This is a genomic window from Streptomyces xylophagus, from assembly GCF_000716435.1.
GTDB classification, from domain to species: Bacteria; Actinomycetota; Actinomycetes; order Streptomycetales; family Streptomycetaceae; genus Streptomyces; species Streptomyces xylophagus.
In genome coordinates, this window is the sequence record NZ_JNWO01000007.1 from 424,677 (window position 1) to 446,610 (window position 21,934).

Below are 21,934 nucleotides of genomic sequence, written 5' to 3' on the forward strand. Positions count from 1 at the left end.
AACAGGTTGGCGTACGACCGTACGCAGCCCTGCGGGCGGCATGTGGCCGTCCTGGGAGCTGCGTACATGGCGTCACCTGTCACTGTTCCGGCCCCGCAGGGCCTCGCGCTTACCGAAACGTCATCCGGTCCGGTCGTCACCTGGGGCACCCCACCGCGTGCGAGGGTTGCCGGTCAGCAAGCCAGGGCTTGTCGCTGACACTCATGACCGTTCTTGGTCGCAAGTTAAGACAATTGCCCGAACGAATGTCAATGCCCGTCCAGCAGGCGGACGGTGCAGACCTCGCTCAGCTGCGACAAGCTCCCGTTTCGTCTGCCGCGTGGGCTGCCCAGTCCAGGATCTGGACAGCGGCGCCGGCGGCTTCCAGGCCCCTGCAGTGGGCGTGGTGGCGGCGGGCGATGCCGTCGAGGTCGAGGTGGGTGCCGAAGGCCGGGTGGGCGGCCAGCCGGCGCGCGTAGGCCCACAGGTGGGGGTGGTCGGCGATGCGCTGCACGGCGGCGGCGTCCAGGTGGTTGCGGTGCACGGTGTCGAGTTGGACCAGCGACACCCACAAGTCGACGTCGGCGGCGGTGAGTTCGTCGCGGATCATGTGCTCGCGGCCGTCCAGCCAACGGTCCAGTGAACCCAGCGTCTCCAGCAGCCGGCCGAGCGCTTCGTCGCGCTCCTCCTGCGCGACACCGGCCGCGCCGGCGCGCTGCGCCGCGTCCTCGATGCCCTGCGCGCAGAGCCGCTCGACGGCCTCGATCTCCGACTCGGCACCGCATGGGTACAACTGGGGTCCGCCTTCGCCGAAGTGCCGGGCGAGGTCGCGGGTGATGTCGGGGGCGTGGGTGCTGACGATCCGGCCGGACCAGTCGTCGCTGAGCACCGGCGCGGCGGCCGGTCCTGAATAGCGGTGCGCGCTCGCCTCGTAGAGCGGGCGCAGCGCGGAGTGTCCACCACTCGGACAGTCGGGTACGGCGGACAGGAACACCGCCGGACAGCTCTCGTCGAGGCCGAGCAGGCTGTGGGTGACGGCGATGCGCAGGCCGTCGGCGCAGGCGGTGGACAGATGGAGGCGGTAGCGGCGCGGCACGGCGTAGTGCCCGCTGCGCGCGTCGCTGCCGATCCTGCCCCGGAACAGGGGGGCGGACCGGGGCGAGGGGACGGCGGCGAGAGGCGTGATGGACATGGGACTCCCCGGGTACGGGCGCGTGGACGTACGCGCGGCGGAAGCGTCGTCGTGCGGAGGACGGGGGCTCAGCGCAGGGGGCTGATCGCGCTGCAGACCCGCAGCAGATCGATGTGACGGCGGGAGGTCAGAAGAGGCGAACGGTCCACGCGGCTGGTGGTGACCGACTCAAGGCGCCCCATTGTTTCCCTACCTGTTCACTAGGATTCCCTACTGGAGTGTCGATCCGCCGCCGCCCGGGGTCAAGAGGGCGTCCACGGGTCGGGCACCGGTGCCCGACCCGTGGACATGCCGGGCCGCTACTTCGCGTACATCAGCGTCGCTACTTCGCGTACATCAGGGTGCCGAAGCCGAGCTGGTCGTATCCGCCGCTGTCGGAGCCGTAGTCACCTCCCCCGCCCTCGGGTGCGACGAGGTCGTAGTACATGGCCGAGATGTACTTGTCGTCGAGGCCGATGCGCCGGTTGTAGTGGAAGTGGAGCATCGCCCACACCGGCCGGATCTGGCCGCGCGAGGCGGAGGAGATCACCGTCTGGGAGGACGAAGCGCAGCTCTGCCCGGTGCCCCAGGTGTAGGTGGTGAAGGGCACGTCGCTGCCGCTGTTGTACTTCGCGACGTACTGGGCGGCCTTCATGAAGCGGCGGCTGTCGTACGAGTACAGGTCGTCGCCCTGGTTCCAGGCCATCTCGCAGATCGCGCCCATCTGGCCCATACCCAGGACGGTGTGCCCCTGGTCGCGGCCGGACTCCTGCCACTGGCCGAGCGCGTAGCCGTCGGAGTCGGTGTACAGATACGGCACCGCGTGCGCGAGGGAGCCGTTGCCCGCACCGGACTTGAAGTACGTGACGGCCTGGTCGTACTTGGCGCTGTCCTCGTTGAGGATGCCGATGGCCAGGATCGACGCCATGTTGCACAGGTCCCAGTTGGCCCAGTAGTTGGTGATGCAGGCGTCGTTGTGGTTGGTGAGGAAGCTGTTGTTGAGCGGGTAGAAGACGTTCGCCAGCATCTGCTGCGCGGCGGCCAGATTGAACCCGCTGTAGTCCCGCATGAGTTCGCAGGCGTTCGCGAACTGCCAGCCGTAGAGGCCGGCCGCGAGAAATCGGTCGGCGTTCCCAGTGACCGAAGTCAGCGTGGAAGACCAGGCGTTGAGGATGTTCGCGGCGCAGACGGCGTTCGCCTCGGTGCCGCCGACCTTCCAGCGCAGGGCGTTCTGGTAGGCGGCGGCGATGTCGTTGTAGAGAAGGCTGTAGTTCTGGCCGTCGCCGCCGCGGATGATGGTGGCCGTGGCCCGGTTCGTCCAGGTGGACGCGGAGTGGGAGTTGGCGGTCAGCCGGTTCCAGCCGGACAGCCAGGGGTCGGTTCCCGCCGCGACCCTGACCTTGGCCCGGTTGATGTCACCGGCGTTGTGCAGCATGCCGGGGTGGGTGAAGGTGGCCGGGGCCGCGTGCGCGGTCGTTGCCAACGTGGCGCCGCCGAGGGCGACGGCGGCGGTGAGCCCGCCGGCGGTCTTCAACAGACCGCGGCGGCTCAACTCTGTTCTGCGGAGGTGCTCGTGGGGGGAAGTGCGGCTCATTGCGGTGCATCTCCAATCCATGAAGGATCAGGTGGGCGTGATGCTCACCTCGTCGAACTCGGCGGTGCAGCGGACCGGTTGGCTGCGCGAGCAGACCACCAGGCCGACGTAGTAAGGGGCGTCACCGAAGCCGGGGATCTCTCCGTCGGCGAGGGGGGTCCAGGTGACACCGTCATCGGTGGACAGGGCTGCGCTGAAGGCGGTCCCGGCACGCTTCAGCCGCAGCAGGGCGGGGAGGGTGGCGGACGCGCCGCCGGTGAAGGCGGAGGCACCGGCCACGGTCTTGCGGAGCATGAGCTGAGCGGTGGTCCCGCCGCTGACGATGACGCCCGCCGCCTGGTCGAACGGCGACAGCGACTTCGCCATGAGCAACCCCACCCGGTCGGCCGTGACACCCGTCCGCGACACGAGCCGGGCGACGACCTCGCAGTCACCGCTGACGGGCCGCCGTACGAACTGCCCTGTCATTCCCTGGCCGTTGGCGTTCAGATCGACGCCGGCGCCCCGCACGGTGAAGGTCCCGCCGTCGTACGACGTGCTGCCCGGCGTGGTGATCGCCACTACGCCCAGCGTCCCGAAGGCACGGTCGTCGAGCACGGTGTCGCCGAGATCGCCGTACGTCCACGGCGCGGGCGGCGCGGTGCCGACCGTGAGGGCGAGGGTGCCGGTCGCGGTCCCTGAGGCGTTGGCGGCGGTGGTCGCGACCGTGAACTCCCCTGTCTCCGTGGGGGTTCCGGAGATGAGCCCGGTGCGCCGGTCGACGCGCAGACCGGCGGGCAGCCCGTCCGCGGCGAACCGCACGGGCTCGTGCGAGGCGCGCAGCAGGCACCGGAAGGCGGCACCGACGTTCGCGAACACGGCGGTGACGGAGGCGAGTTGGGGTTGCGCTGGGGTCGGCATCACGGCCTGCGCAGGCGTCGAACGCGGCCCGCGTCCACCGGCGTTGGTCTTCGCGACCGTGTAGTGGTGCGTCGTTCCCGGCGTCCCAGTCGCGTCGACGTACCGGATACGGGTGCCGAAGCCGACCGGGCCGACGTGGGTGGCGAGGGTCTTGTACGGTCCCCCGGTCCGCGTGGCGCGCAGCACCGTGTACTCGGCGGAGAGGTCCGGGTCGGTCCAGGCCAACTCGACGGCGTCGGTACCGGTTTCGGCCCGGAGGTCAGTGACGGTGCGGGCGGGGCGGGGCACGCACCAGACCGCGCCGGACGAGGAGGTCACGCTGACGTTGTCGAAGGCGCCGGTGCCGGTCTCGGCGTAGTCCTCGTCGACGCCGAGGCAGGAGGTGAGGACGAGGCCCGCGTACGCGGTGCGCCCCAACTCGACGTCAGTCACGCCTACTTCGGTCCAGTGAACGCCGTCCGGTGAGATGGCTCCGGTGCAGCGCGCACCCTTGCGGGTCACCCGCACCCAGTAGGGCTTCCGCAGCCGGTAGCCGTCGCCCGCACCTTCGACGTACGGCGCCTCCAGCGGGGTCGCCGATTCGGGCAGCGTGCCGAGGTTGGAGATCGGGAAGGCGGCGTTCACCGTGATCGCCTGCTGCTGGGAGGGCGGTACGGGTGTGCTGCCGGTCGCGGAGACATCGGCGCCCACCGACGGCCGTACCGTCCACACTCCGCTCCAGGTGTGCAGCGGCAGCCCCTGGATCAGCATCGAGGCCTGCGCCGCGTCCGCGTCGAGGGAGGCGCGCAGGGTGACGCCGATCTTGGAGTACTGCGAGCTGAGCGGCCACACGATCCGCGCGGTGACCGTGCCGTCGCCGTGCAGGGGAAGGTGGACGAGACGGTAAGTGTCGGCGGTGCCGCTCGCCTCCAGGACGAAGCGCTCGCCGTCGAAGGCTGCGGAACCGGCGATCTTCACGTCCCCCAGGTCCTGAGTCGACCAGGGTCCGGGGAGACCGGCGGAGGCGGCAGCCCAGGCCGAACTACCGCTCGCACCAAGGGTGTTGGAGGCAGTGACGGCGTAGTAGTACGTCCGACCCGCGTGCACGTGCCGGTCCGTGTACGTCGGCTGCCCCACCCCGGACGCGATCGTCTCGTAACGGCCGTCCACATCTGTCGCCCGCAGGACCGTGTAGGAGTCGGCCCAGGTCGACGGCAACCAAGTCACCGTCACAGAGCGGTCGTTGCCCACCGCCGTGACACCGGCCGGTGGTGTCGGCACGGTCGGCGAGGGCGTCGTGGCACCGGCGTAGGCGAAGGTGCCCCAGCTCGGCAGGTCGTCGTTGCTGCCCTCCACCACACGAGTTCCGCCGGTGCCTCGGAAGACGGCGTTCTTCGTGTAGGGGGTGCCGAGGCCGCGCACACCGGCGTAGTGGGCGTACGCCATCTCGTAAATAGGAGGCAGGTTGCCACGCGAAGTGGCCGAGACGGACAGCTTGATGTACTTGCCGGTGCGGTCGAGGTCGGGGACGAAGGGGACGTCGCCGCCGAGGTTGTAGCGGGCGGCGTATTCGACATTGGCGAGGATGCGGTTGTCGTCGAAGCCCCAGAGGTCGACGCCCTGGTTCCAGGAGACCTGCGCGGCGTCCGCCAACAGGCCTACCGCGAGCTGTTCGTGGCCCTGGTCCCGGCCGCTCTCCTGGCCCTGGCCCGCGTCGGTGACGATGCGGTGGAGGACGCTGCCGTTGCCGGCGCCGGCCGCGGCGAAGCGGAGCGCGTCGTAGAAGAGGGTGGGTTCCTCGCAGAACACCCCTATGGCGAGGAGGGATTGAAGGGACGTCAGGTCCCAGTTGCCGTTGGCGTAGAGGGTGTAGCAGGACAGGGCCGGATACCAGACGCGGAGGAAGGACTCCTCGCAGCGTGCGATGTCGGCGGGGGTCCAGCCGTCGTAGCCGGTGTGGCGGAGAAGTTCGGCGGCGTTGGCGAACTTGAAGGCCTGGAGGCCCGCGCCGAGGGGGCCGTCGGCTCCGGTGATGGCGGTGAGGGAGCTGGACCAGGCGTTGAGGATGTCGCGGGCCTTGTCTGCGTGTGCGGTGTCTCCGGTGACGGACCAGATGAGGGCGTTCTGGTAGGCGGCGGCCGAGTCGGCGACGGCCTGGTTCTGGTAGTTGGCAGGGCCTCGACCCCAGGTGGTGATCTGGCCCGTGTTCTGCACGGTGTACGAGGACGACGAGCGGGCGTGGGCCGCAAGCGCCAAGTAGCCGTCGTAGACCGGGGATTGCTTGGCGGCGACCGCCGCTTTCATGCGGGCGAGGTCGTCGGCGGTGTGCAGCAGACCGGGGTGGGAGAAGGTCACCTCGGTGTCGTCCGGGGCGGCAGCGGCCCGGCCGGGCACGAGCAGTCCGCTCGCGCCCGAGGCCAGCAGGAGAGCGGCGGCGCCGCCGAGAAGTCCTCGGCGGCTAAGCGGACCCGATGTAGTCAATGGCGGCTCAGCAGCAGCGCCCTGAAAGGGCGCGGGGAACTGCGCGCCCAGCCCCGACGGCGCCGCAGCCCACCGACAACCCCTCCCCGCCCTTCCAGCGAAGCGCTCCGTCATGACGCCGCAGCCGCCTCGGCCTCGGCGGTCGTGAGGAACTTCAGGTTGGTGACGTGCTCGTTGTAGAACCACTGGATCTCGTCGGTGGTGTAGTACCAGGTCGGCTTCTTCATCGAGTCGGCGACGACCACCCCGTTGATCACCAGGTTCTCGAACGTGACGTTGTTGATGCCGTGTTCGGCGTCGTAACCGAGGAAGAGCGACGGGTTGGCGCGGGTGCCCGTGTAGCTGAGGTTCTTGACGTACACGTCCTCGATGCCGCGGCCGACCGAGGTGTTGTACTTCGTGTTGTACATGACCTTCATGTAGATGACCTGGCCCCAGCGGAAGTCCTCGATCCGTACGTCCTCGATGCGGACGTTCTTGATCAGGTTGGAGTCACCGGGGTTGAGGGCGATGCAGCCCTGGTAGTTCATCTGGGGTTCGCGGTGGTCAAGGATGTCGATGTTCTTGATGACGAGGTTCTCGATCGTCTCGGGCGCGTCGGTGTTGCCGTGCGTGCCGACGTTGATCGGGTGGGCGACGTCGGCCCACAGGGTGCAGTTCTTGACGGTGATGTCGCGGGTGTCGCCGTAGTAGTCCCAGCGGTGGCAGTAAATGGCGATGCAGTCATCGGAGTTGCGCATGAAGCAGCCGTCGAAGGTGATCCCGGTCGAGGAGAAGACGTCGAAGCCGTCGCCGTTGCCCTTCGAACTGAACGCGCGCGCCTTCTTGATGTGGACGTTCTCGCTCTCGCCGAACGTCCCCGCGTATCCGGCCGGGTTGAGGATGATGACGTCCTCCACCCGAATGTTGTTGCTGCCTTCGCAGAGGATCGCACCGCCGGGGTTGTTGTAGAGCACCCCGCGCCCGATGAGGCGGGACCGCTCGACGTCCTTGAAGTAGACCTGCGCGGTCAGGACGGCGCCGCCCGCGAGGTAGACGGTCTTGCCGCTGGGCACGGTGAGGACGTTGCCGGTGACGGTGTGGACGCCGGGGCCGAAGTAGAGGACGTTCGGGTCGTCGGCGGACGGAACGTGGTGCTCGACGCGGTTGGTGATCAGATGCAGGGCGTCGAAGGTCTCGTCGTTGATCTGTACGACGACGTCCTTCGGCTCGTCGAGGGTGAACCGCAGTGTGTCGCCGAGGAGTTCGGGCGTGATGCCGTACGAGTCCGGTCTCACCCGGGCCTTGGTGGTGCCGCCCTTGAGGTACGTCACCTCGATCTCGGCCGAGCCGTTGAAGTCGAAGTACACCATCGACGAGCTGTAGACCTTGCCCGACCCGGTGTTGGCGTTGATCTCCTCGAACTGCGGCCGGTAGATGTCGAGGGTCTGCCAGGTGCCGTCGGGGGTGTTGCGGACCCGTACCTGGAAGCTGGTGTTCGTCGGCATCGTCGTCGGGCGCGGGTAAGTGACCAGCTTGGGACGGGAGTTGTGGCCGCCAGAAGCGTGGGCCGCCGTCGCGGTCAGTCCGGAAAGGCCAGCGGCAAGCGCGGTGGCACCGGCCGCCTGGAGGGCCGTACGACGGGACAAGGGCGTGTTCATGGTGCGACTCCTTGCAACAGGTGGAGAAGAAGGGCTACTTGAGACCGCTCGTCGACATCCCGGCGACGAACCCGCGCTGGGCCACGAGGAAGATCAGGAGGATGGGGACGACGTACATCACGGAGGCCGCGGCCTGGAGGTTGGTGCTGGGAGTGCCGGCCGACGAGACATAGGTGGTCATCACCGCGACGGCGAGGGTGGATCGGTCGGTGGAGAGCAGGAGTTGGGGCGCGATGTAGTCGCCCCAGGTCCAGGTGAAGGCGATGACGAAGCTCGCCGAGAGCACCGGCCAGGACTGCGGCAGGAAGATCCGCCAGAAGATGCCGGCGTATCCGCAGCCGTCGACGATGGCCGCCTCCTCCAGCTCGCGGGGCAGGCCCGCGAAGAACTGCCGGAAGAGGAAGACCAGGTAGGGGGCGGAGGACAGGCCCCACAGCACCCAGGGCCAGTAGGTGTCGACCATGCCGAGCCTGGCGAAGATCAGGTAGGTCGGCAGCAGGGTGATCATCTGGGGCAGCATCATCGAGCCGATGAGGATGCCGAACAGGACCTTCTTGCCAGGTGCGGTGAGCCGGGCGAAGCCGAAGCCGACCCAGGCCGAGCTGAGGGTGACGAGAGTCGCGTAAATCGTGGCGATGATCAGGGAGTTGCGGGCGTAGCCGAGGAAGTCGATGACCCTGTAGGCATCGACGAAGTTGTGCCACTCGAAGTGCGTCGGCAGCCAGTGCACCGGAGCCGCCGCCAGCTCGGCCGGGGCCTTGAGGCCGGTGAGGACCAGCCAGCCGAACGGGCCGAGGAACAGGCCCGTGATGACGACCAGGGCCGTGTAGAGGACGAGGCGGTTGACGCGTATCCGCGCCCGGGCCGGGGACTTGGGGTGCACGCTGGTGGCGGTCACTTCTGCGCCTCCGGGTCGACGTTGTAGAACACCACGCCCGACGTGAACTTGAAGATGAGTCCGGTCGCGACGAGGATCAGGAGGAAGAGCACCCACAGCAGTGCGGAGGCGTATCCGTAGCGGCCGAGCGCGAAGTACTCCGCGAACACATGGATCATGTAGGTGTAGTTGGACTGCGGGATCGAGGTGAGACCGCCCGTGCCGGGCGTGGGGGCCAGCAGCATCGGCATGATGGTCTGCACCGAGGCGATCACCCCGGTCACGGTCTGGAAGAGCAGCACCGGCGACAGCAGCGGCACGGTGATGCTGCGGAAGGTGCGCCAGGCGCTCGCCCCGTCGATGCGGGCCGCCTCGTGGAGTTCGCGGGGGACGTCCTGGAGCCCCGCCAGCGAGATGATCATGATGTTGCCGGCGGCCCAGAGCACCGTCATGACGAGGACGTAGCGGGCGTAGGGGTCGGCCAGCCAGCCGATCGCGTCGAAGCCGAAGAAGGTCAACGCGCCGTTGGCGGCACCGGAGTTCTGGTCGAAGAGGTTCTTGAAGGCGATGCCCGCGCCCACCGGCGGTACCACGGCGGGCAGATAGAGCAGGGTGCGGAACAGTCCGCGTGCCTTGAGCGGCCGGTTGACGAGGACGGCGAGTACGAGGCCCGCGATGATCGACAGCGGTACGGAGATCAGCGCGAACAGGCCTGCCCGGCCCAGGGCGTCCCAGGTGACCGAATCGCCCATCAGCTCGCGGTAGTTGCCGAGGCCGACGTAGTGCCAGTGCGGGGAGATGCCGTCGTACGTGGTGAAGCTCAGCCACAGCGCGTATGCCATGGGCGCGATGGTCAGCAGCGAGAAGCCGATGATCCACGGTGAGGCGAACATGTAGAACGCGCGGTGCTTGCGGGTTGTCATGGATGGCCCGGTGCGCGTGGCGGACCGGGGGCGGCCGACCTGTGCGGTCGGGCGCGGCCGTCCGACGGCCGGCGAGGATGCCTGATCGACCGTCATCCCACCTGCTCCTTCCCGCGTTTGATCTGTTCGTTGACGACCGAGTTCAGGCGTCCGGCGAGGCGGTCGACGGACATCTCGCCCTTCATCGCGGGCGTGGCCGTCTGGTTGAAGAGGGACTCGAAGGCGTCGCCCGAGATGTAGGGGGACAGGGCGACCACCGAGAAGTGCTTGAGCTCGTTCTGCTGTGCGCTCAAGGTCCGTCTCTGGTAGTCCTCCTGACGGGGCATCAGGGGTCGCAGGGACTTCAGGCTGGGGATGCCCCAGCCGCTGGACGCGCGGGCCTTGGCCGGTGCCTCGCCGAAGAACCACTCGAAGATCCGCCAGGCGGCGTCCTTGTTCCTGGACTTGCGGGGCATCCACATTCCGGTGCCGCCCTGGCAGGCGCTGATCCGGGGGCCGCCCGCGAAGACGGGAGCGGGGGCGAGCCGGGAGACCTCGGCCAGCTTCTTGTCGGTGCCGATCATCCCGCCCATCCAGTAGCCGTTGTTGGACATGGCCATGCGGCCGGCCTGGTAGGTGGGGCCGTCCCAGCCGTTGGGGTCGGGCAGGACGGGGCTGGGTCCGACCTTGAGCCGGCAGTAATCCACGTACCAGGCAAGCGCCTTGCGGGCCTCGGGGGTGGTGAAGTCGACCTTGGAGAAGTCGTCGGCGAAGAGGCTGCCGCCGGCGGAGGCGGTCATGGTCGCCATGAGCGTGAGTTTGACCAGGCCGTTGTAGCTGCCGCCGAAGACGGTTGTCTGACCCTTCGAACGCTGTACGAGGTGCTGGGCATGGTCCAGCCACTCCTCGAAGGTGATGGGTTCGGTCGCCGCCGGGGAGGCGACGCCCTTCTTGTCGAAGGCCGCGGTGTTGTACCAGAACATGGAGTCCTGGGAGAAGTCCTTGGCCATGCCGTAGCGGGGGCCCTTGCCCTGGACCTTGCCGTCGTAGCGCCAGAGGTCGTTGACGGGGTCCAGGTCCTCGGGCCGCAGGACGCTGCTGGTGGCGAAATAGGGGTCCAGTTCCTGCATCACGTCCCGCGCGGCGTAGAACGCGGCGTCCACGGCGCCGACCCCACGCACCAGGTCCGGCGGGTTGCCGCTGGTGAGCATCGCGATCAGCTTGGTGATGTCGTAGTCCACTCGCTTGATCGCGATACCGGTGTCCTTCTTGGCCTGCTCGACCAGGTCGGGGTTGAGATCGTCGGCCTTGGCCATCACCGTGATGGTCTCGCCCGCTCCGCTCACCCCGGTCGACACCTGGAGGGCGCAGCCGTTGAGTACCGTCGCGCCGGTCGCGGCACCGGTTGCCGAGAGGGCGAGAAATCGTCGGCGGCTCAGGGGCGCACCAGCACGTGGGTGCATGACCGCACCACCTCCAATAGAAACCGGTTGTCACGCGTTGGGGCAGAGCTTCTTCCGGCTCGGAAACGGCGTCAAGACCTTGGGCGAACTTTCGAAAAGACTGGGTAACCTCGGCGAGACGGCTCTGGAACGTGGTCGGCTAGAAACCGGTTGTCCACCAGGCATGGCCGAAGCCCCGGGAATCCATCGGCTGAAGTCCCGGGAATCCGGCCGCTGTTCGGGCTGTCAGTGCAGGTCGGGGGCCGCTCGGGGCGTTCTCAGTGCAGGTCGGCGGCCTGCTCCGGGGTGTCGTCGAGGAAGCCGCCCGACTGATGCTGCCACAGCTTGGCGTAGGCGCCCTCGGTCGCCAACAGCTCCTGGTGCGTGCCCTGTTCGACTATCCGGCCGCGGTCGAGGACGACCAGCCGGTCCATGCCGGCGACGGTGCTCAGCCGGTGCGCGACGACGAGTGCCGTGCGCCCCTCCATGAGCCGCCACAGCGCCTCCTGGACGAGGATCTCGCTCTCGGAGTCGAGGGCGCTGGTGGCCTCGTCGAGCAGCAGGATCGGCGCGTCGCGCAGGATCGCCCGCGCGAGCGCTACGCGTTGGCGCTGGCCGCCGGAGAGCTTGATCCCGCGCTCCCCCACCATCGTCTCGAAGCCGTCCGGCAGGGCGTCGGCGAACTCGGTGACGTGCGCGGCCTCGGCGGCTTGGCGGACCTCGGCGTCGGTGGCGTCGGGCCGCGCGAAGGTGAGGTTCTCGCGCAGGGTGCGGTGGAACATCGCCGGGTCCTGCGGCACGTAGGCGATCAGGCTGCGCAGGTCTGCCTGGCGCAGCTTGCTGATGTCCTGGCCGCCGATGAGGATGCGGCCCGCGTCGATGTCCGTCATCCGCAGCAACAGTCGGCTGAGCGTGGTCTTGCCGCCGCCGGACCGGCCGACGAGGCCGATCTTCGTGCCGCTGGGCACGGTCAGGTCGAGCCCGTCGAAGAGGGTGTCCGCGCCCGCGTGGGCGAAGGTCACGTTCTCGAAGCGGACGGACGCGGGACGGGGCAGCAACGGCTCGGGCGAGGCCGGGTCGACGACGGTGGGCGGAGCCATCAACAGCTCGGTGAACTGGGCGGCCTCGGTCATCGAGCTTTCCAGTCGCCGGTAGATCTGGTTGAACTCGAACATGATCCGGGTCGCGTTGCTGTAGTACGTGAAGGCCACAACCACCGCCTCCACACCGTGCGTTCCGCCGCCGAGCGCGACGGCGAGCAGCAGCCCCAACGCGTTGGTGAACACGGACAGGGGCGCGACCAGGGTGTCGATGCGCAGGTTGCCGTAGTCCCAGGAGCGCAGGGTGAGGCGCCTCGACTTGGCGACGCGGGACCGGTGTTCGGCGGCCTCGCGTTCCTCGGCGGCGAACGCGCGGACCGTGTCCATGTTCATCAGGCTGTCGGCGACATGGCCGGACACCCGGGCGATGGCCTCCTCGCGCTCGTCGACGAGTGCCTGGCGGCGCCGGATGAGGGGCGCGACGACCAGGGCGGTGAGCGCGATCATCGCCAACAGCCCTACGACGAGCAGCGGTTGGTAGCGCCACAGCACGACCGAGCCGAACAGCAGCGGCACCAGGCTGCCCACCACCTGGAAGGTCATCGTGTCGACGAACTCCTCGAAGCGGGAGGCGAAGCTCAACACCCGCTTGGTGAGCGACCCGGCGAAGTTGTCGTGGAAGAACGCGGCGTCCTTGGCGAAGAGTTCGTCCATGCCGATCACATACAGGTGCTCGATACCGAGCGCGTCCAGCCGGTTCAGACAGTGCAGTCCGAGCCGCCACAACAACTCGGCCAGCAGCAGGACTCCGGCGAACCCGAGGACGTACGGCAGTGTCGTGCGGACGCTGATGCCCGTGTCGCCGGCGATACGGGCGACGAGCTTGGCGACGATCAGCGGTGCGATGTAGTTGATGCCGATGTTGCCCAGCGCCGGCAGCAGTGTGGCGGGCGCGGTCCAGCGGCGGAGCCGGGCCAACTCCCGTCCGTAGTAACGAAGAGCGAGTAACACCGAGCCTTTGCGCGCCCCGGTGTCGCGCGTTTCAGGCGATCCCATCCCCCACCCCGTGATGTCGTACGGCAGCCCGGTAAAAGGGCAGGCCAGAAGTGGCAGTGTCCCGCGTCGGCACCCGTGCGGTCCAAGCGTTTTTCCCTCAACAGCTGTGATGCGCACGGGGTTTGGGGGCCCTACGGTGACACCATGGCGACTGATCAAGTGAGCGAGCCGATGCGGCTCCCCGACATGCCGTTGCACGATCCGTTCGTCGTGGCCGACGACGCGACCCGCACCTATCACCTCTACACGTCCAACGACCCGTCCGTGTCGGGTGTGGAGGGCGTCGGCACGATGGTCTACCGCAGCCATGACCTGCGCGACTGGACGCGTCCCGTCGTGGTGTTCCTGGCGGCCGAGCAGGACAACCTCTGGGCGGGCGACGGTGGTTGGGCGCCGGAGGTGCACGCCTGGGACGGCAGGTACTACCTGTTCACCACGCTGCACGACGAGAACAGCCCGCTCCCGGTCCCTCCAACTGGCCGGTGGGGAACGCCGTTCCAGCTCGCCAACCACCGGCGCGGCACCATCACGGCGGTGTCCGAATCCCTGCTGGGCCCCTTCACGGTCGTCGACCCCACGCGCCCCACCCCGCCCCGCCAACTCATGACTCTGGACGGCACGTTGTACGTCGACCCGTCCGGGCAGCCGTGGATGGTCTACGCGCACGAGTGGCTGCAGACCGTCGACGGCACGATGGAGGCGATCCGGCTGGCCCCGGACCTGACGGGGACGATCGGCGACCCGGTCTTCCTCTTCAAGGCCTCGGACGCGCCCTGGATCGGCGAGGAGATCCCCGCCGGTGTACCGCACCAACTCCCGCCCTACGTCACGGACGGCCCGCAGCTGTACCGCACGCCCAACGGGTCGCTGCTCATGCTGTGGTCGACGTACGAGAAGAACGTGCTCGGCGCGGACGGCTCCCTCACCGGTGGCTACGTCCAGACCTGTGCCGTCTCCAAGTCCGGTGGGATCGAGGGGCCTTGGCGGCAGCGGCGACCGCTGGTGCGGGAGGACAGCGGGCACGGGATGCTGTTCCACACGTTCGAGGGCCGGTTGATGATGATCCTGCACCGGCCGTTCGAGAACGCGCGGGGGAAGCTGTACGACATAGAACTCGCCGGTGACGAACTGCGGGTGCTGCGGCAGCGCACCGACCTGGACGGTGGCGGCTGACCCGCCGGCCGCTCCTCGCTACTGCTTGACCGCGCCCGCAAGGCCGTTGATGAAGAACCGCTGCAGCACGATGAAGATCAGGACGATGGGCAGCAGCGTGATGACCGACCCCGCGCACACCAGGGTCCAGGCAGTGGAGTTCTGGCCGATGAAGTTGAACATGCCCACCGAGAGGGTGTGCAGTTCGGGGCGGGAGAGGGTGAAGACCAGCGGGATGAAGAAGCTGTTCCAGGCGTTGATGCAGGCGAACAGGCCGACGGTCGCCAGCATCGGCCCGGACAGCGGGAGCATGATCCGCCAGAAGATCTGGTGGAAGTTCGCGCCGTCCACGCGGGCCGCGTCCTCAAGTCCCCGGTCGATCGTCGTGAAGTAGCCCATGAAGAGGAACGTGCCGAAGACCATCCCGCCCGCCGACTGGACGATGACCACCGACCAGAGGGTGTTGAGGAGATGGAGGCGCTGGATCAGGTCGAAGACGGGGATGATCGTGTAGCCGTGCGGCAGGAAGAGCGTCACGCCGACCAGGCCGAGCCAGAGTTTCTTGCCGGGGAAGTCGGTGCGGGCCAGGACGTAGCCCGCCATGGAGGTGGCGAGCAGCGTGACGATGACCGTACCGGTCGCGAACAGGACCGTGTTGACGAAGAAGCGGCTGAAGTCCGCCTGCGTCCAGGCCTCGCTGTAGTTGGACCAGTGGAACTCGGACGGGATCGGGTTGAGCCCGCCGGAGAAGAAGCCGTCGGTGCTCTTGAGCGAACTGCCGAGCGCCCACAGGAAGGGGTAGAGCCAGATGAGGCCGCCGCCGAGCAGCGCGAGGTAAAGCAGGCCGCGTCGGCCTTGGCGCAGGCTCAACCGCGGTCGCGGGCGCGGACGTTGGGACATGGTGGACATCGACGTGACCCTTTACTGGTTGGCGGCCGTTCACTGGTGGGCGGCCGTGCGCCGGCGGCTGATCTGGCGCAGGGCGAGGACCTGCAGCGCGGAGAAGACGATGAGCAGCAGGCCGTAGAGGAACGAGGCGGCGGAGGCCAGGCCGATGTCGGGCTGGGCGGCGGCGCCGGCGGAGCCGCCGAAGGCCAGGTGGTAGATGTACGTGTTGACGACCTCGGTGGCGAAGTACGGGCCGCCGCCGGTGAGGACCTGCACCAGGTCGAAGACCTGGAAGCTGCCGATGAAGGCCAACACCACGATGACGACGCCGACTTGGCGCAGCATCGGGATGGTGATGCGGAAGAAGGACTGCACCGGGCCGCAGCCGTCGAGCTTCGCCGCCTCGTACAACTCGGCCGGGATGGTCTGCAGTCCGGCGAGGAAGTAGACGAGGTTGTAGCCGAGGGTGTGCCAGATGCCGATCGCGATGATCACGGCCAGCGCGGTGTGCGGGTCGCCGAGCCAGTCGATGTGCCCGTCGGTGACCCCGGTCTTGGCGAGCAGACTGCCCGCCGAGTCACCGAAGTTGGCGAGCATGAGCTGGATGACGACGCCGACGACCGCGGCCGAGGTGACGACCGGGATGAAGTAGACGGTCCGGAAGAACAGCGCGAACTTGAGCTTGGGGTTGTTCAGCACCAGCGCGAGCGCCAACGCCAGGAGGAGCTGCACCGGGACGAGCACGAAGGCGTAGACGAAGGTGTGTCTGACCGCACCCCAGAAGATGCCGTCGTGCAGGATCTGCCGGAAGTTGGCCAGGCCCACGTAGTCGCCGGGTTCGCCGATGCCGTTCCAGTGGTAGAAGGTGTAGCCGAAGGAGGCGAAGATCGGGTAGATCACGAAGGCCAGCAGGAGCACGGCCATGGGAGCGAGATAGAGGTACGACCACTTGGCGGCGCGGATGCGGCGGCCGAGGCCGGGGCGGGCGGCGACGGGTGGTGGGGGCGGGGATGCGCGCCTGCGTTCGCGGGTGTCGAGGAGTGACATGGTGACGGCTCACGCCTTCTTCTTCGTGGTGTACGGCTTGGTGGGGTCCCAGTCCGCGAAGACGTAGTCGGACATGCTGACCTTCTTGCCCTGCTTGGCCACGGCGGCGACCGCGTCGGAGAGGAGCTGGTACTTCTTGTCGGCAAGGCTGCTCAACGCGCGCTGAATGTCCTTGATTTGCCCGGTGTAGACGCCGGTCACCACATCGCTGATGTCGGGCTTGGGAGCGCCTGGTGCGACGCCGGCCAGCTCAGGGTTGCGGACGAGTGGCACCGGGCCGCGCAGTACCTGCCGGGTCATGCCGACGAAGGCGGCGAAGGGCTTGGAGTCGATGCCGTCCGGGTCGTTGCCGGCGGGGTACGCGGAGACGCCGTTGAGGTCCTCGACCCAGCGACGGCCGGCGGCGGGGGACGTCAGCGCGTCCAGCCACTGGAAGGCCTCGTGCGCCTTCTTGCTCTTGGCGGAGACGGCGGCGAAGGAGCCGTTGCCGACCGGGTCGGCGTAGTAGAAGCCCTTCGGGGTCGCGGTGGGCGAGGGCAGGGTGACCAGGCTGTAGTCGGTGAACTTGTGCTGGGTCCACTCGGGTTGGTTCCACACTCCGCCGACGGTCATGCCGAACTTGCCGCGCTCGAAGAACGCGCGGGCCGCTTCGTCCGAGAGGCTCACGGAGTTGGGGTGGAAGAAGCCGCGCTTCTTCCATTCGACGAACAGCTCCAGGAAGTCGGCGTACGACCGGTCGGTGCCGTAAGTCCATTTGCCCACGCGGTAGTCCAGGCCGGTGCCGGCACCGGTCGGAGCACCGCCGGGCGCACCCGCGCCGCGCACGAACAGGTCCAGCCACCAGGCGAGGACGCCGATGCCGTCGGCGTTGCCGAAACCGAGGCCGTACGACTTGCCGTCGCTCTTCTTGGTGATCGTCTGGGCGGCGCTGGTCACTTCGTCCCAGGTCCTCGGGATCTTGACACTGCCGTCGGGGTTCGTCAGGCCCGCGGACTTGAAGACGCCGTGGTGGATGTAGAGCTGGTAGAGCGGGCCCGAGCCCTTCAGCGGGGCCGAATAGACCTTGCCGTCAAAGACGTTGGCGCCCTCCAGGAAGGTGCCCTCGGGGAAGCGCGACTGCCATGCCGGGGTCGCCCACTCGTCGAGCGGGTGCAGCCAGCCCTTCGCGACCTGCTCGGCGACGCTGGGGACCTGCGGGATCATGAAGACGTCCGGCGGGTTGCCGCTGCGGTTGGCGAGCGCGACCAAGTCGGCGTACTTGGCGTTCTGTTGGGTGGTCTTCTTGACGCTGACGCCGCTGTGGCCCTTCTCGAAGAGGTCGATCTCCTTGTCGACCCACGGGGCTTGGGTGACGTACCAGTCCCAGTAGGTGAGCGCGTCCGCCGACGAGGAGGGGGAGCCGGAGCCGCACGCGCTCAGGCCGCCGCCCAGGGCGAGGGTGCCGGCGCCGAGCGCGGCGGTGCGCAGGAGGCCGCGTCTGGAGACGTTCGACGAAGTCATCTGGTGTTCCTCCGAGACATGTAACGTTCACTGAACCGGTTACAGTAACGGGGACGTTATGGGGGCGACCCATAGCCGTCAAGAGGTGCGGCAGCGCTTGGCAAACTCCGACAGGTACCTGTACCTGGGACGTAGAGAAACCCTCGCCAGTTGTGTAACTTTTTCATCGGTGTTACTTACATCGGCTGTTCACCGGGGCGAGGAGAAGCAGAGCATGGCTCAAGGTCGGGGTTCCGCAGGCCGGGCGACGATCCGTGACGTGGCATCGCGTGCGGGCGTGTCCGTCGCCACCGTCTCGCGGATTCTCAGCGGGGCGTACACCGCGCCCCCGGCGACGCACGAGCGGGTCATGCAGGCCGTGCAGGATCTCGACTACGTGGTCAACGCCAACGCCCGTTCCCTCAACACGGCTTCGGGGATGGTGGCGATGGTGGTCAACGACATCACCTCGCCGTTCTTCATGAACGTCGCCTCCGGAGTGGAGGAGCAGGCCGTCGCCGACGGTCGCGTCTGCCTCGTCTGTTCCACCCAGGGCGTGCCGGAGCGCGAGTTGTCGGTGATCGACCTGATGCGCCAGCGGGGTGCGGAGGCGGTCATCCTGGTCGGCGGCATGGCCGAGACCGAGGAGCATCTCGCCCAACTCACCGCCGCCGCCGAGGGATTGGACCGGGCCGGTGCCCGTCTGGTGCTCTGCGCCCGGCCGTGGAAGGGCGGCGCCAAGGCACCGGTGGACGTGGTGGAGTGCGACATGGAGAGCGGCGCCTTCGCCGCCACCAGCCATCTGCTGTCCGCCGGTCACACCCGGGTGGCCCACCTGGCGGGTCCGCACGAGTTCAGCGTGGCGGGCCAGCGTCTCGAAGGGTACGAACGGGCCCTGCGCGCACACGGCGTGAAGCCCGATCCGGCGCTCGTCGCCGAGAGCGACATGACCCGCGAGTCCGGCTACGAGGCGGCCTGTCGGCTCCTGACCGACACCGACGCCACCGCGATCTTCTGCGCCAGCGACATGAGCGCCGCCGGTGCCATCGCCGCCGCCCGCGACCTGGGCCGCTCGGTCCCCGACGACCTCTCGGTGGTCGGCTTCGACGACATCCCGCTCGCCGAGGACCTCTACCCCCGCCTGACCACCGTGCACGTCCCCCAGCAGGAGCTCGGCCGCTCCGCGACCCGTCTCGCCCTGCACCGCCGCCCCATGGATCCACCGAGCCGCCGTGTGGTGCTCGGCTCGCACGTCGTCGTACGGCAGTCGGTGGCGCCCCCGGCTCGCCTCAACACCCCTGGAAAGGCGGAGAGTTGATACCAGAGGACCGGCTCCTCTCCCCGTACACCGGCTGGACGCGCACGCACTGGGAGGCGCTGGCCGACGCGCAGTTGGCCGCCGTCCGCCCGTACGCCACCGACCGGCACGCCCTGCTCCATCTACCCGGCCCCGCCAGCCGCAACGGCCGGCACAGCGACGGCCTGGAAGGCTTCGCCCGCACCTTCCTGCTCGCCGGCTTCCGGCTGGCCCAGTCCGGCGACAACGACCCGGGGGACCAAGCCAGTTGGTACGCCAAAGGCCTGGCCGCCGGCACCGACCCGCGCTCCCCCGACCACTGGCCGAGCATGCGCGAGTGCGGGCAGGCCAAGGTGGAGTGCGCGTCGGTGGCGATCGCGCTGCACGAGACCCGGCGCTCGATCTGGGACCGGCTCGACGACGGCGTACGGCAACGGATCGTCGCCTGGATGACGGACCTGCTCGGCAGCGACGTCCCCGACAACAACTGGGTCTGGTTCAGGGCGATCACGTCGGCTTTCTTGCGCTCGGTCGATGCTCCGTGGAGCGCGCCCGACATCGACCACGCGATCGCGCGGACGGAGGCCTGGTACGCGGGCGACGGCTGGTACTCCGACGGCGGTGGCACGGGCGGTCCGCTCCGGCACTTCGACTACTACTCGGGCTGGGCGATGCACTACTACCCGCTCTGGTACTGCCGCATCTCCGGCGCCGACGCCGACCCCGCCCTGCTCCCCCGCTACCGCGCCCGGCTGCGCCGCTACTTGGACGACGCCCAGCACCTGGTGGCGGCCGACGGCGCCCCGCTGTACCAGGGCCGCTCCCTCACGTACCGCTACGCGATGCTCTGCCCGCTGTGGGCCGGCGCGGTCTTCGACGCCACTCCCCTGCCGGCGGGCCGCACCCGCCGCCTCGCCAGCGGAGTCCTGCGGCACTTCACCGAGGCAGGCTGCTTCGACGAGCGTGGGCTCCAACCCCTGGGCTGGCACGGGGAGTTCGCGGCGATCCGGCAGCCGTATTCCGGGCCGGGCTCGCCGTACTGGTCGAGCAAGGGCTTCGCCGGACTGGTGCTGCCCGCCGAGCATCCGGTCTGGTCGGAGAAGGAGGAGGCGTCGCCGATCGAAACCCGGGACGTGCGGCGGACGTTGACCGCTCCGGGGTGGCTCGTCTCCGGCACGGCCGCCGACGGGGTCGTGCGCGTCGTCAACCACGGCAGCGACCACGCCTTCGGTGACGGCACCGCCCCCGAGGCGGACGACCCGGTCTACAGCCGTCTCGCCTACGCCTCCCACGCCGCCCCCGACAGCACGGAGGCGAGCCTGAACGACCCGCTCGACTCGCACATCGCGCTGCTCGACGCCGAGGGGCGGCCTTCCCACCGCCGACCGCTGACCCGGCTGCACCTGGGTGTGCGCACCGCCGTCTCCCGCCATCGCGCGCACTGGCCGCTCGCTCCGGTGCCCGCCCCGTACGCCCACGACCCCGCGCCGGCCTTCCGCATGGGACCGTGGGTCACGACGGCGTCCGTACTGAACGGGCCACTGGAGGTGCGGCTCGCTCGGGTCGACGGCCCGGTGCGGGAACCGCTGCGGCTCCGCCTCGGCGGATACTGCCTGGCCGCCGCCGAACCACCGCGCGTGCACGAGGAGATCGGGCCCGCCGCATGGGTGAGCCGTCCAACCGGCCTGTCCAGCACGGTGGTTGGACTGCGCGGTTTCGATGAGACGGGCATCACCACCGCGCGCGACGCCAACGCCTTCGGCCCGCACTCGGCGACACCCTGGCTCGCCACCACGGCGGAGATCCAACCGGGCGCGGTGTACGCCGCGTTGGTCTGTCTCTCCGGGGTGGTGGAGGGGCCGGGTGCCGCCGAAGCCGTACGGCTGGAGGTCCACTACGACGGTGACGGCACCGCCCTCGCCTCCGTCGGCTGGGCCGACGGCACCAAGGACAACGTCCGCCTGGAGCCGTCTAGTTGATCAGGTGCCGTCGATGAGCCGGACGGCGAGATCGGGGCTGAACTGGCCGGCGGGGACCGTCGGCGCGATCCCGCACTGGCCGTCGGAGTTACCCGGTGTCTTGACCCACAGCAGCAGGTCCTCGGCGCCGCCGACGCGCGGGGTGACGCCGAGTTTGCGGCCGGCGGGGTTGCACCATTCGCCGTTGGAGCCGTTGCCGTTGCGGCTGGTGTCGACGACGAAGTGGGAGGTGCCGCCGAGCGCCGAGTTGATCGCGTTGCCGTAGGTCTCCGAGGACGGGGTGGTGTAGAAGTTCGAGACGTTCAGGGAGAAGCCACGGACGTCGGCCACGCCCGCCGACCTCAGTCGGCTCGCCATGGTCGCCGGGTCGACCCAGTTGGTGTGTCCGGCGTCGAGGTAGGCCCAGGTGTTGGGGGCCTTCTGCTGGAACATCTGGGTGGCGTAGGCGAGCATCGCGAGGCGGTCGCTGATCTGTGCGCCGGTCAGGCAGCTGAAGTCCGACAGGGCGTCCGGCTCGATGACGACGACGGCGGGGTGGGTGCCGACCGCCGCCGCGAAGGTGGAGATCCAGGTGCGGTAGGCGGCCACGCTGCCCGCACCGCCGGACGACTCGCCGCCGCACGCGTCCCGGCCCGGGATGTTGTAGGCGACGAGCACGGGCAGTTTGTCGTGGCTGTCGGCGGCGCCGACGTAGCCGGACACGGCCGGGCCGATGCCCGCGCTCTCGTTGGCGAACCAGCGGGCGATCGACTGGGAGGCGATGGCCGACTGGATGCGCGCGGCGCGGGAGTCGGCGGGGTTGTTGCGGACCCAGACGGCCGGGCCGGAGTCGGGGTTGGAGTAGAAGCCGCTCGTCAGGGAGACGGGGCTGGCTGCGGACGCCGAACCGGCTGCCAGGAGCGGCAGCGGCGCAACGAGCAGACAGACCAGGGCAGTTCGGAGCACGGCGATTTTGAGCAGGGCTTTCCAGCGCATGGTGAGTCCCTCTCTCTCGGGGCGGGGCTGCCGTGGGCCCCTCGGCTCGGCTCCGT

The 21,934-nt window shown here is 68.9% G+C and carries 16 protein-coding genes and 1 riboswitch; of the genes, 3 read left to right on the top strand and 13 right to left on the bottom strand.

The genetic code is table 11. From position 1 onward, the window contains the following. Positions 1–100 precede the first annotated feature (100 nt). Positions 101–209: riboswitch (SAM riboswitch) on the bottom strand. A 77-nt stretch (positions 210–286) separates the two neighbouring features. The 9 genes from OO70_RS16935 to OO70_RS16970 all read right to left on the bottom strand — a co-directional run bounded on the left by OO70_RS16935 (position 287) and on the right by OO70_RS16970 (position 13,061). Next, positions 287–1,171, bottom strand: a complete 885-nt coding sequence (locus OO70_RS16935) for a glutathione S-transferase C-terminal domain-containing protein (protein ID WP_043671028.1) — start codon at positions 1,169–1,171, stop codon at positions 287–289. Positions 1,172–1,239: 68 nt separating this feature from the next. Beyond that, entirely contained in the window at positions 1,240–1,353 is a 114-nt protein-coding gene (locus tag OO70_RS56850) for a putative leader peptide (protein ID WP_324604858.1), read from the bottom strand. A 140-nt stretch (positions 1,354–1,493) separates the two neighbouring features. Further along, on the bottom strand, positions 1,494–2,744 hold the full coding sequence (locus OO70_RS16940; protein WP_043671031.1) for an alginate lyase family protein: 1,251 nt from the start codon (positions 2,742–2,744) through the stop codon (positions 1,494–1,496). 27 nt (positions 2,745–2,771) lie between these two features. Further along, positions 2,772–6,047 (bottom strand): alginate lyase family protein, encoded by a 3,276-nt coding sequence (locus OO70_RS16945; protein WP_051741398.1) that lies wholly within the window; start codon positions 6,045–6,047, stop codon positions 2,772–2,774. Between the two features lie 167 nt (positions 6,048–6,214). After that, positions 6,215–7,744 (bottom strand): glycosyl hydrolase family 28 protein, encoded by a 1,530-nt coding sequence (locus OO70_RS16950; RefSeq protein ID WP_043671037.1) that lies wholly within the window; start codon positions 7,742–7,744, stop codon positions 6,215–6,217. 34 nt (positions 7,745–7,778) lie between these two features. Then, complete coding sequence (locus OO70_RS16955; RefSeq protein WP_043671040.1) at positions 7,779–8,642, bottom strand: carbohydrate ABC transporter permease; 864 nt, start codon at positions 8,640–8,642, stop codon at positions 7,779–7,781. Beyond that, a complete protein-coding gene (locus OO70_RS16960) occupies positions 8,639–9,640 on the bottom strand; it encodes a carbohydrate ABC transporter permease (RefSeq protein ID WP_043671043.1) in 1,002 nt (333 codons plus the stop codon). Before OO70_RS16960 ends, OO70_RS16955 begins: the two co-directional genes overlap by 4 nt. Beyond that, the gene (locus tag OO70_RS16965) at positions 9,637–10,986 is read right to left on the bottom strand and encodes an ABC transporter substrate-binding protein (protein WP_043671046.1); all 1,350 of its coding nucleotides are present in this window, start codon (positions 10,984–10,986) and stop codon (positions 9,637–9,639) included. The genes OO70_RS16960 and OO70_RS16965 overlap by 4 nt, the downstream gene beginning before the upstream one ends. 257 nt (positions 10,987–11,243) lie before the next feature. After that, positions 11,244–13,061: an ABC transporter ATP-binding protein gene (locus tag OO70_RS16970; protein WP_234336853.1), complete on the bottom strand. Its 1,818-nt coding sequence runs from the start codon at positions 13,059–13,061 to the stop codon at positions 11,244–11,246. Positions 13,062–13,205: 144 nt separating this feature from the next. Between OO70_RS16970 and OO70_RS16975 the strand changes: the two genes are divergently transcribed. Further along, positions 13,206–14,234, top strand: coding sequence for a glycoside hydrolase family 43 protein (locus OO70_RS16975; RefSeq protein WP_043671052.1), 1,029 nt, complete (start codon positions 13,206–13,208; stop codon positions 14,232–14,234). An 18-nt stretch (positions 14,235–14,252) separates the two neighbouring features. Here OO70_RS16975 and OO70_RS16980 read toward each other — a convergent pair whose 3' ends face one another. From OO70_RS16980 to OO70_RS16990, 3 genes are read right to left on the bottom strand one after another with little or no spacing between them, the layout of a single operon-like run. Beyond that, positions 14,253–15,113, bottom strand: a complete 861-nt coding sequence (locus tag OO70_RS16980) for a carbohydrate ABC transporter permease (RefSeq protein ID WP_063749727.1) — start codon at positions 15,111–15,113, stop codon at positions 14,253–14,255. Between the two features lie 39 nt (positions 15,114–15,152). Next, positions 15,153–16,148, bottom strand: coding sequence for a carbohydrate ABC transporter permease (locus OO70_RS16985; RefSeq protein WP_043671055.1), 996 nt, complete (start codon positions 16,146–16,148; stop codon positions 15,153–15,155). Between the two features lie 9 nt (positions 16,149–16,157). After that, the gene (locus OO70_RS16990; protein ID WP_043671058.1) at positions 16,158–17,648 is read right to left on the bottom strand and encodes an ABC transporter substrate-binding protein; all 1,491 of its coding nucleotides are present in this window, start codon (positions 17,646–17,648) and stop codon (positions 16,158–16,160) included. A 259-nt stretch (positions 17,649–17,907) separates the two neighbouring features. Here OO70_RS16990 and OO70_RS16995 point away from each other — a divergent pair, with 259 nt between their 5' ends. Continuing rightward, positions 17,908–18,945, top strand: coding sequence for a LacI family DNA-binding transcriptional regulator (locus OO70_RS16995; protein WP_078651460.1), 1,038 nt, complete (start codon positions 17,908–17,910; stop codon positions 18,943–18,945). Then, positions 18,942–20,903 carry a DUF2264 domain-containing protein gene (locus tag OO70_RS17000; RefSeq protein ID WP_043671064.1) on the top strand — a complete coding sequence of 654 codons (1,962 nt, stop codon included), beginning with the start codon at positions 18,942–18,944 and terminating at the stop codon, positions 20,901–20,903. Before OO70_RS16995 ends, OO70_RS17000 begins: the two co-directional genes overlap by 4 nt. Here the strand turns inward: OO70_RS17000 and OO70_RS17005 are convergent, their stop codons facing one another. Then, positions 20,904–21,878: a glycoside hydrolase family 6 protein gene (locus OO70_RS17005; protein ID WP_043671067.1), complete on the bottom strand. Its 975-nt coding sequence runs from the start codon at positions 21,876–21,878 to the stop codon at positions 20,904–20,906. Positions 21,879–21,934 lie beyond the last annotated feature (56 nt).

Bases quoted from the DNA above. Each gene is read 5' to 3' on its own strand.
- OO70_RS16970 (WP_234336853.1), bottom strand. From the start codon at position 13,061: ATGGGATCGCCTGAAACGCGCGACACCGGGGCGCGCAAAGGCTCGGTG.
- OO70_RS16935 (WP_043671028.1), bottom strand. From the start codon at position 1,171: ATGTCCATCACGCCTCTCGCCGCCGTCCCCTCGCCCCGGTCCGCCCCC.
- OO70_RS16950 (WP_043671037.1), bottom strand. From the start codon at position 7,744: ATGAACACGCCCTTGTCCCGTCGTACGGCCCTCCAGGCGGCCGGTGCC.
- OO70_RS16940 (WP_043671031.1), bottom strand. From the start codon at position 2,744: ATGAGCCGCACTTCCCCCCACGAGCACCTCCGCAGAACAGAGTTGAGC.
- OO70_RS56850 (WP_324604858.1), bottom strand. From the start codon at position 1,353: ATGGGGCGCCTTGAGTCGGTCACCACCAGCCGCGTGGACCGTTCGCCT.
- OO70_RS16980 (WP_063749727.1), bottom strand. From the start codon at position 15,113: ATGTCCCAACGTCCGCGCCCGCGACCGCGGTTGAGCCTGCGCCAAGGC.
- OO70_RS16975 (WP_043671052.1), top strand. From the start codon at position 13,206: ATGGCGACTGATCAAGTGAGCGAGCCGATGCGGCTCCCCGACATGCCG.
- OO70_RS16960 (WP_043671043.1), bottom strand. From the start codon at position 9,640: ATGACGGTCGATCAGGCATCCTCGCCGGCCGTCGGACGGCCGCGCCCG.
- OO70_RS16965 (WP_043671046.1), bottom strand. From the start codon at position 10,986: ATGCACCCACGTGCTGGTGCGCCCCTGAGCCGCCGACGATTTCTCGCC.
- OO70_RS16990 (WP_043671058.1), bottom strand. From the start codon at position 17,648: ATGACTTCGTCGAACGTCTCCAGACGCGGCCTCCTGCGCACCGCCGCG.
- OO70_RS16985 (WP_043671055.1), bottom strand. From the start codon at position 16,148: ATGTCACTCCTCGACACCCGCGAACGCAGGCGCGCATCCCCGCCCCCA.
- OO70_RS17005 (WP_043671067.1), bottom strand. From the start codon at position 21,878: ATGCGCTGGAAAGCCCTGCTCAAAATCGCCGTGCTCCGAACTGCCCTG.